Source organism: Mesorhizobium sp. M4B.F.Ca.ET.089.01.1.1 (assembly GCF_004022605.1).
Taxonomy (GTDB): Bacteria; Pseudomonadota; Alphaproteobacteria; order Rhizobiales; family Rhizobiaceae; genus Mesorhizobium; species Mesorhizobium abyssinicae.
This window is the reverse complement of the sequence record NZ_RZOS01000547.1, coordinates 1-3,374: the sequence shown is the minus strand read 5'-3', so window position 1 is coordinate 3,374 and position 3,374 is coordinate 1. Positions and strand designations below refer to the sequence as shown.

Annotated in this window: 4 protein-coding genes and 1 pseudogene; 3 read left to right on the top strand and 2 right to left on the bottom strand. The window is 62.8% G+C overall.

Annotated features, from left to right (window positions below):
• Positions 1–266: hypothetical protein (locus EN780_RS30335; protein ID WP_128276129.1), on the bottom strand; the 266-nt coding region annotated here is incomplete at its 3' end.
• A gap of 147 nt (positions 267–413) precedes the next feature.
• The gene (locus tag EN780_RS30330; RefSeq protein ID WP_128276128.1) at positions 414–1,307 is read right to left on the bottom strand and encodes a branched-chain amino acid aminotransferase; all 894 of its coding nucleotides are present in this window, start codon (positions 1,305–1,307) and stop codon (positions 414–416) included.
• A 244-nt stretch (positions 1,308–1,551) separates the two neighbouring features.
• On the opposite strand from EN780_RS30330, the gene EN780_RS30325 reads away from it, so the two are divergent.
• From EN780_RS30325 to EN780_RS30315, 3 genes and pseudogenes are all read left to right on the top strand, one after another.
• Positions 1,552–2,085, top strand: coding sequence for a MarR family transcriptional regulator (locus EN780_RS30325; RefSeq protein ID WP_127285888.1), 534 nt, complete (start codon positions 1,552–1,554; stop codon positions 2,083–2,085).
• A complete protein-coding gene (locus EN780_RS30320) occupies positions 2,072–2,791 on the top strand; it encodes a response regulator transcription factor (RefSeq protein ID WP_127393548.1) in 720 nt (239 codons plus the stop codon). The genes EN780_RS30325 and EN780_RS30320 overlap by 14 nt, the downstream gene beginning before the upstream one ends.
• A 50-nt stretch (positions 2,792–2,841) precedes the next feature.
• A pseudogene (locus EN780_RS30315) lies at positions 2,842–3,374 on the top strand (two-component sensor histidine kinase); the annotation flags it as partial.

Genomic DNA, 3,374 nt, shown 5'->3' with positions numbered 1-3,374 from the left:
CCGCCGCCCGCGCCGCCAACGATGTTTGGAATGTTCAACGCGCTGCCCAATCCGCCTGCCGCCGCGGCAGCCGCCGCCGGATCGATCGTGCCACCGCCGAGCAGGCTGCCGAGGATCGCCGCGCCGCCGACGCCACCGATGGCACCGCCCAGGATTTTGGGAAGCTGACCCAACGCCGCTTGCTTCAGCGCCGCGCCCACCGCCTGACCACCAATGATACCCGTAATCACCTGAACAACGATCGCAACGAGCGTGTTCGTATCCATGTTAACAGTCCCTCCATGACTGCCAGCCTCCTCGGGCCGACCTCATCATGAGACGCTGAATTGGCCGAAAGTCAAATGCACTGGGGCTTAAATAAAAGGGGCGGCCTGAAAACCGCCCCCGTAAGACAAAAAAGTTGTGACTTATCGCTATTCTGCGGCGATCGCATGCTTTGGTTGCACTGCAGCAGAATAGTCATTCATCAGCGACTTGGCGATCTCGCCAACCTCGAATCGGTATGGACCGACCTCCGAAACCGGCGTGACTTCGGCTGCCGTGCCGGTGAGGAAGCACTGCTCGAAGCCCTCGAGTTCTTCCGGCATGATTGCGCGCTCGATCACCTCCAGGCCGCGTTCCTTGGCGAGGCCGATGACTGTGCGACGGGTGATGCCGTCGAGGAAGCAGTCGGGCTTCGGCGTATGGATCTTGCCGTCCTTGACGAAGAAGATGTTGGCGCCGGTCGCCTCGGCGACCTGGCCGCGCCAGTCCAGCATCATGGCGTCGGCATAGCCCTTGGCCTCGGCGGCATGCTTGGACAGCGTGCAGATCATGTAGAGGCCGGCGGCCTTCGACTTCGACGGCGCGGTGCGCGGATCGGGCCGGCGCCATTCGGCGAGGTCGAGGCGAATGCCCTTCAGTTTCTGCGCCGGGTCGAAATAGCTCGGCCACTGCCAGATGGCGATGGCGCAGTTGATGCGGTTGTTCTGCGCCGAAACGCCCATCTGCTCGCTGCCGCGCCAGGCGATCGGGCGCACATAGGCGTCCTGGAAGCCCTGCTTCTTCAACAGCGTGCGGCAGGCGTCGTCGAGTTCGGCGACCGTGTAGGGTATCTTGAAGCCGAGCAGGCGCGCCGATTCATGCAGGCGCTCGGTGTGCTCGGTGAGCTTGAATATCTCGCCGCCATAGGCGCGCTCGCCCTCGAAGACGGCGCTGGCATAGTGCAGCCCGTGGGTCAGCACATGAATCTTGGCGTCGGCCCACGCGACGAACTCGCCGTTCATCCAGATGAAGCCGTCCAGTTGGTCGAAAGGAACGGATGCCATGGAAACCTCCCGCGGGCGAAGGCCCGCACATCGTTGTATCGTGTGTTTCGTGTCGGCCGCGGCACGCGGCCGGGGTCCGAAAGCGTAGGCGGATATCAAATGTATGGCAAACTCAGGAAGTTCCGGAAAAACGGCTCCCCCTTGCCTTTTCGTTCGCAATCCGCCGAAAAGCTTGTCAAAAATTACCATTGCTGGGAAATTACGTCAATAGTACTGACATAATTCCCCTTCGCATGGAGACAAGATGACGGATCAGAGCAACGCCGCCGGCAAACCGATCAGGACGGCGATCACCGACGAGGACGGCATCGACTTCGCCATCATCGAGCTGCTTTTCTTTGCCTATCGCGACTTCACTTCCGATCCGGACCAGATTCTGGCCGACTACGGCTTCGGCCGCGCCCATCACCGTGTCCTGCATTTCGTCAACCGCAGGCCTGGCCTGACCGTCGCCGAATTGCTCGACGTGCTCAAGATCACCAAGCAGAGCCTGGCGCGCGTGCTCAAGCAGCTCATCGACACCGACCATATCGTCCAGTTGCAAGGACCGCGCGACCGCCGCCAGCGCGAACTTTACCCGACCGCCAAGGGCCGCGCCCTGGCCCTGGCGCTGGCGCGGCCACAGTCACGCCGCATCCATGCTGCATTGGAGGATTCCGGTGCCGCCGACCGCGCCTCGATCGAACGTTTCCTGGAAGCGATGGTCAATCCGGAACTAAGAGCGCAGATCGACATTGTGCCTGCGAAAATATCGGGGAAGAGCCATGGAGACCATTGAGAGGGTTGATCATCCGACAGTGCCGGACGATGACGCGCCGCATCTGCTTGTGGTCGATGACGACACCCGCATCCGCAACCTGCTCAAGCAGTACCTGTCCGAAAACGGCTTCCGCGTCACCGTCGCCGGCAATTCCGGCGAGGCCCGGCGCAAGCTCGCCGGCCTCGATTTCGACCTGCTCGTGCTCGACGTGATGATGCCGGGCGAAACCGGCGTCGACCTCACCAAGGCGCTCAGGGCCGAAAAGAACGTGCCGATCCTGATGCTGACCGCGCTGTCCGAAACCGACAGCCGCATCACCGGATTGGAGGCCGGCGCGGACGACTATCTGCCGAAGCCGTTCGACCCGCGCGAGCTGATCCTGCGCATCAACAACATCCTGCGCCGCGGCGGCCCGGTGGCGACGCCCAAGGTCGAGCAGCTGGTGTTCGGCCCCTACACCTTCCAGATCGCCAGGCGCGAGCTGAAGCGTGGCGGCGAGGCGCTGAAGCTGACTGATCGCGAGCAGGAGATCCTGGCGATTTTTGCCGCGCGCGCCGGCGAGACCATACCGCGCCATGAGCTGGTCGGCGACGAGTCGGACGTCGGCGAGCGCACCATCGATGTCCAGATCAACCGGCTGCGCCGCAAGATCGAGCGCGACCCGTCCAACCCGGTCTGGCTGCAGACGGTGCGCGGTATTGGGTATCGGCTCAGCGTGGAATAGATTATCTGTAAGGCCCTTTGCTGAACGGCCGTTGACGAGCGGAAGGGCGGATGGCGACCACGCAACTGGAAAGGCCGGGAAATGACGGCTTGAGCGATCGCGCGATGCGAGTGCTGAAAGCCATGTCGCGCGCCTGGAACCGTTTCTGGCGCCTGGTCGCGCTATACATGCCGAAGCGGCTCTACGCCCGCTCCCTGATCATCGTCATCGCGCCGATGATCCTGCTGCAGTCGGTCGTCGCCTTCGTCTTCATGGAGCGCCACTGGCAGACCGTGACGCAGCGCCTGTCGCAGGCGACCGTGCGCGACATCGCCGCCATCATCGACATGATGGAAACCTATCCGCACGATGCCGACTACGCCAACATCATCCGCATCGCCCAGGATCGCATGCAGCTCAAGGTCGACCTTTTGCCGCCCGATCCGCTGCCGCCGCCCGGACCGAAACCGTTCTTCTCGATCCTCGACGAGATCCTCTCGGCCGAGATCACCCGCCAGATCAACCGGCCGTTCTGGATCGACACCGTCGGCAATTCCAACATCGTCGAGGTCCGCGTCCAGCTCGAAGGCAAGGTGCTGCGCGT